6 protein-coding genes are annotated in these 5,852 nt (G+C 33.2%); 1 reads left to right on the top strand and 5 read right to left on the bottom strand.

The window, feature by feature from the left end:
• Positions 1-227: 227 nt before the first annotated feature.
• From WKS98_RS09745 to WKS98_RS09735, 3 genes are read right to left on the bottom strand one after another with little or no spacing between them, the layout of a single operon-like run.
• The gene (locus WKS98_RS09745; protein WP_498918891.1) at positions 228-728 is read right to left on the bottom strand and encodes a threonine/serine exporter family protein; all 501 of its coding nucleotides are present in this window, start codon (positions 726-728) and stop codon (positions 228-230) included.
• A gap of 9 nt (positions 729-737) precedes the next feature.
• On the bottom strand, positions 738-1,505 hold the full coding sequence (locus WKS98_RS09740) for a threonine/serine exporter family protein (protein ID WP_498918889.1): 768 nt from the start codon (positions 1,503-1,505) through the stop codon (positions 738-740).
• A gap of 20 nt (positions 1,506-1,525) precedes the next feature.
• Entirely contained in the window at positions 1,526-1,870 is a 345-nt protein-coding gene (locus WKS98_RS09735) for an FMN-binding protein (RefSeq protein WP_498918887.1), read from the bottom strand.
• 86 nt (positions 1,871-1,956) lie between these two features.
• Here WKS98_RS09735 and WKS98_RS09730 point away from each other — a divergent pair, with 86 nt between their 5' ends.
• Entirely contained in the window at positions 1,957-3,348 is a 1,392-nt protein-coding gene (locus WKS98_RS09730; protein ID WP_498918885.1) for a leucyl aminopeptidase, read from the top strand.
• Between the two features lie 120 nt (positions 3,349-3,468).
• On the opposite strand, the gene WKS98_RS09725 is transcribed toward WKS98_RS09730, so the two are convergent.
• A complete protein-coding gene (locus tag WKS98_RS09725) occupies positions 3,469-4,680 on the bottom strand; it encodes a carboxylate--amine ligase (RefSeq protein ID WP_498918883.1) in 1,212 nt (403 codons plus the stop codon).
• On the bottom strand, positions 4,673-5,725 hold the full coding sequence (locus tag WKS98_RS09720) for an NAD(P)H-dependent glycerol-3-phosphate dehydrogenase (protein WP_498918881.1): 1,053 nt from the start codon (positions 5,723-5,725) through the stop codon (positions 4,673-4,675). The genes WKS98_RS09725 and WKS98_RS09720 overlap by 8 nt, the downstream gene beginning before the upstream one ends.
• Positions 5,726-5,852: the final 127 nt, after the last annotated feature.

The following is a 5,852-nucleotide window of genomic DNA, read 5'->3' as shown; positions in this document are numbered from 1 at the left end:
CACTTGTTTAGGTTCTTTGCACTCGCTTTGAGTGACAACTTCTATAGTCTAGCATGTAGATTTTTTGTTGTCAAGCTTTTTTATTTTTTTCTTTTGGAAAAATTTGTATTAAAAAAGGCAACTCATATGAGTGCCTAATTATAATATCAACTTTATTTATCATTGTCAAGTGTTTTTAAAGATTTCTTTAAATTTTTGTAAAATAGTCTTATTTATTCTTTCATTTATTATAAGACATCTTGATCGTCTGTTTCTTTCTTCTTTTTGCTTATTCTTTTTATCTTTACAAGTTTGAAGTAGTTTCTATAGTTTTTAAGTGATCTTGAATATAGTGATGACACTACTATACCAAGTGCTATTCCCATTGCATAGCTTGCAGCATTTGATAAGTTTGATAGTGCTTCTGCATAACTTTTATTTGCAAAGTCATTCATCATGTTGAATATAGCAATTCCTGGTACTAGTGGTATAAGCCCCGGTGCTAAAAAAACCGTTGCTGGAAGTTTGTTTATTCTAGCAAATACCTCTGCCATTACTCCTATGGTTAAAGAAGCTATTAAATATGCTCCAAATGTCATCCCAAAATTGTTCCATAGTATACCGTATGTTAATGTACCGACTGTTCCTGCACAGAAATTTCCTAACACGCTTTTTTTTGGAACTCTATACATAAGTCCATATCCTATTGAGGAAAGTCCTGACATTATAGCGTTAATTATAATATTCATTTTCCCCTCCTATGAAAACAATAAAAATGATGAACTTACACCAAGGGCCATTCCCGATGCTATTATAAGTGATTGCACTAGGGCCATTAATCCTGATTGAACCTCTCCTGACAAGAAGTCTCGCACGGAGTTTGTAAAGGATATTCCTGGTAAAAAGGGCATTATGGAACCCATTACAATTATATTCATTGATGTGCCACGCCCAAGCATCATTGTTAAATGGCATATACTTGATGCTATAAAGCAACCTACTATTGTACTTATAAATATAGGTATTTCTCTCTTCATTATTTTTAAATAGCATAGCTCTCCTATAAAAGCAGCAATTAGGGTTATTATAAAATCTTCTATTCCCCCGTTAAAGTTAACTATTAGGAAGGCTGAGCCAAGGGCTGCAAAAAGTGACATGTAAAGCATTTTTTCATCATTTTCAAAATAAATATTTTCTATTATCTTAAGTCCTTCATCTACAGTTATACCGTCTGTTGTAAACTTTCTTGAAAATTCATTTACCTTTGCCACTTTGCTTAGGTTGTACTCCACGCCATGAAATGTTCTCATGGTAGAAAACTCTTCTCCGTTTAATGAAAAGCTAACCATTACTAAGTTATAAGTAGCATAAACATTTATATATTCAATATTTTGATATTTGGCGCACATTCTTCTGCCCGTATCTTCTGCTCTGTAAATTTCAGCTCCATTTTTCACAAGTGACTTTGTTACATTGGCAACTAGTACGGCAAGTTTATCGGCGTCTTTTCTTTCTAAAATTCCCATATTATCAGTCCTGATTTTTTCTATTTTTCATTTGATTGCTCTACAGCCTTTTCAACAGCTTCTAAAATTCCTTCAGATGACTGTGTTGCTCCAGAGGATACATCTACATCTGTGCTGTTTTTTTCTATAATCTTTGGCTTTAATTCTTTAAAAGTCTTTTCAACAAATTCTTTATTGTCTTCGTGTTCCAATAATTCTATATCTGATATCTCCCCATCTGAATTTATGGTAACGGATACTTTTATTTTTCCATTTCTACCATTTCCATAATCTTCATATGTTCCAGCTTTATTTATTTTTTTACATCCATTTAAATTAAAAAGCATTAATAAAATTAATGTTGCAATTTTAATCTTATTCTTCATCTTCTCACCTTGTTAAATATTAACAAGTATATATGGTAGTGTCAATCAATGACGAATAGTGTACAATAATTATGAGGAGGGATTTTATGAAATATAAATTAAACGAAAAATTTGAAACAAAATCTATAATTAATTTTACCAAAAATTTGGAAGGATATTCAGTTGATAAAGAAACTTTTATAAAATTTGGCGACTTTAAAGCCTACAATGTTAGAGGAGCTGAAAAACTTGAATATGTTGTTGTAGTTGATGAAGATAATGAAGAACCTAGAAAACTTATAACACTAGGTTATAAAGTTATAAAAGAAGTAGAAAGGTTTAATATCTATGATGTTGATGTGGTTTTTGAGGAGAGTTTATCAAAGGATGCTGTGTTAAATATCTTTGAAGGTATTAAGCAATCCGAATATAAGTTTGATGACTACAAGACAAAAGATGATGAAGAATGCAAAGAGCTTTCAATAAACTTATCTATTAAACAAGATTTAAGTATGGAAGACTTTAATTATAGAGAAAATATTGTAGAGGGGGTTAACTTTACTAGATTTTTAGTTAACACACCAGCTATCGATATGTATCCTGAAACTTTAGCAAAGGCAGCTACTGAGAAACTTTCTTCTGTAGGTGTAAATGTAAAAGTATTAAATAAGGATGAAATTGAAAAACTTGGCATGAAGGCTTTTTTAGCTGTGGCAGAAGGCTCTGATAAAGAACCTAAATTTATTATTATGGAGTACCTTCCTGCCCCAGGCCAAAAACCAATAGGCCTTGTTGGAAAGGGACTAACTTATGATTCCGGTGGATACGCTTTAAAGCCTGCAAAGGGAATGGCAACAATGCATTGTGATATGGGCGGATCTGCAACTGTAATCGGTTCTATCTATGCTCTTGCAAAAAATAAGGTACAAAGAAATGTAATTGGATTTGTTGCAGCATGTGAAAACATGGTTTCTGGACGTGCGTATAAAAACGGTGACATAATCAGTTCAATGAAGGGAACTTTTATCGAAGTTGACAACACTGACGCAGAAGGTAGACTTACTCTAGCAGATGCAATTTACTATGCATCTACAAAGACAGATGCAGAACCTATAGTTGATTTAGCTACACTAACTGGAGCATGCGTGGTTGCCCTTGGCGAAAGAACCACTGGAATTGTTACAAATGAAGACAGTTTATATGAAGAATTTGAAAAGTCATCAAAGGAAGTTGGCGAATACGTTTGGAAATTACCAACATTTGACGTATTAAAAGATTTATTAAAGTCAAAAAGAGCTGACATTATAAACTCTACAGGCCCTTATGGTGGTGCAATGACAGCGGGGTTATTCTTAGAACACTTTGTTGAAGATAAAAAATGGGCTCACTTAGATATTGCAGGACCTGCTTATACAACATCAGCATATGATTATATTCCATTCGGTGCTACAGGGGTTCCTGTAAAGACACTTTACGATTTTGTAAAAAACCATAAGTAAATAAAAATTTTAAGGCGCAGATTTTTCTGCGTCTTTATTATTTCAGTAATTTCTATTTGAAACGTTAGAAGAAAAATTCGAAATTAAAAAGCGATGCTTTTTTAGCACCGCTTTTCGTTTTTATAACTCTTCCCTTTCCGGTTGGAACTTTGGATAGTATTTTATTGTAGCAAGACGTCTTCTCCAATAGTTTAAAAACCTCTTGAAGTTTTTGTCTTCTTTATACCACATTGTAAATTCGAAGCCCTTCTTTAGAAGTTCTTTTACCCTTGGAAGATCTTCTTTGTTACAATATTTTTTTAGTACAAGTGGATCTGCATATAACCAAAGCCTCTCTTCCACGTGTTTGTAAAGCGGTTTGTCCATATTATTAATTAAGTCATCTACTAAGAAGGTAACAAAATTACATCCTCCCGCAGTCATGTAGTAACTGGATCTGCCCTGTCTAATATTTATTTCAAACACTTTATATTTTCCATCTCTTCTGTCGTATTTAAAGTCAAAGTTTGCAAATCCTCTATAGTCAATCTTCTCCAAAAAGTTTTTAACCATCTCGTAAAGCTCTTCATTATTTTCCGTTACTAGTGCATTGTAGTTTCCTATACCCTCTGGTAGACATTCATCTAAAAGGCATTTTCCAAAGCACATCATCTTAACTTCGCCTTTGCTATTAACATATGCATTTAATACTCCCATTGTGGAGTGGTCTCCAGGAATAAAGTCTTGGACAATCATCTCGCCGGAATAGCCCGCAGCATAAACATCTTGGATTATTCTAGTTAATTCGTTTATATTATTTGCCTTGTAGGCTTTTTTCTTTCCAGTAAATTTCAAGTGCAAAAACTCAATGCTGTCATTTGCCTTTACTGCTACTGGATAATCAAACGGAATATTGAATGAGTCTTTATTTTCCTTATCTATAATATAGGTAGCTGGATAATTTAAATTGTACTCTTCACAGATTTCATAAAAATCTTTTTTGTTTTCGAGTTTTTTTTGCAAGTCTTTAGAGATGTAGTTAAATTTGAAATACTTACTTAACATTTCCGCATTTTCAGTTAATAATGAAGTATATCCATCGGAGCACGAAACTAAAAGAAGTGTGTGGCCCTGCATCTCCCTCCCAAACTTTTCCATCTCTCTCTTAAATACTTCATTTTCATCAAAGTTATCAAAGGTTCTGACTTCAACAATATTTGAATTCGCCGTAAATGGAAGATGCTTCATTCCCAGGGCTATGGATTTAACTTTATAGGCCTCGTGAAATGATCTTGCAACTCCATATGCATTTATGTCTGTACCAAGTATTATTGGTATAAATTTATTATTCATTCAACTCTCCCTTTGTAAATTCATCCTTAAGTGATCTTAAAAATAGATTTTCTATCTCTTCTTCAGCGCTTTTATTTTCATAGCAAATGTTATAAACCGCGGTGCTTATAGGCATATCCACCTCATATTCTTCCTTTAATTTCATAACGGCCTTTGCTGTGTAATAACCTTCTGCAAGCTTCGAAAACTCTTCGCCCTTTGCAAGGCTCTCACCAAATTTTCTGTTGTTTGAATACTCAGAAAACACCGTAGCTTCATAGTCTCCAAGGTGACATAGTCCATATGCAGAGAATGGATTTCCACCCATTGCGTCAATTAGTCTCGAAACTTCCCTTGTACCACGACTCATCAATGCCCCTTTTAATGAACTTACTCCAAGGCCATCCAGCCCACCTGCAGCAATTCCTATTACATTTTTAAGTGCTGCGCCTATTTCGTTTCCAATTAAATCTGTTCCATAATAAAATCTTATTAAAGTTGAGGAAAATTGTTGAACCAAATATTTTTTTAGTTCTTCATCTTCACTATCAATAACCATACAGTTTGGAACTCCTCTATAAAACTCTTGAACATGTCCAGGCCCAATCCAAACAGCCACCTTGTTAGACGAATCAATTTCTTCCTTGGCAACTTGTGACAATCTCTTTCTACTTTCTATTTCAATTCCCTTCATGCAAAGAACAATCTTTTTATCCTTTAAGCCTAAATTAGAAAGCTCTTTTAGCAAACTTCTAAAATTCTGGGCTCCAACGGATATAACAAGTACTTCAGAATTTAAAACCTCTTCAAGATTTGAAGAAAGTTTTAAACTCTTCGGCAATTTTAAAAAATCATTTTCTCTGCACTCTAAAAATCTTTGAAAGTTCTTAGAACTTTCTCTTCCATATAAAGTCACATCTTTTCCAATTTTATCTAAATACCAAGCTATGCAAGAACCCCATCTTCCACAGCCTATAACTGTAATTTTCATATCATTTCTCCTGTCAGCTAATAGTATTATAATTTTATCATAAATTTTAACAAGTTTTTCATTAATAGTTTGCATTTCTCCTCTTTTAATTGTATAATGTAATAGATATTAAAACAATCCTATTAATATCAAATCATGTACAAGTGTTACTTCAAAACATACCCTTTCTAAGAGAATGAGATGTTAGCCCCATCTCGTTCTC

Source organism: Lagierella sp. ICN-221743 (assembly GCF_037890055.1).
Lineage (GTDB): Bacteria > Bacillota > Clostridia > Tissierellales > Peptoniphilaceae > Mediannikoviicoccus.
This window is presented reverse-complemented; position numbering and strand designations above follow the sequence as displayed.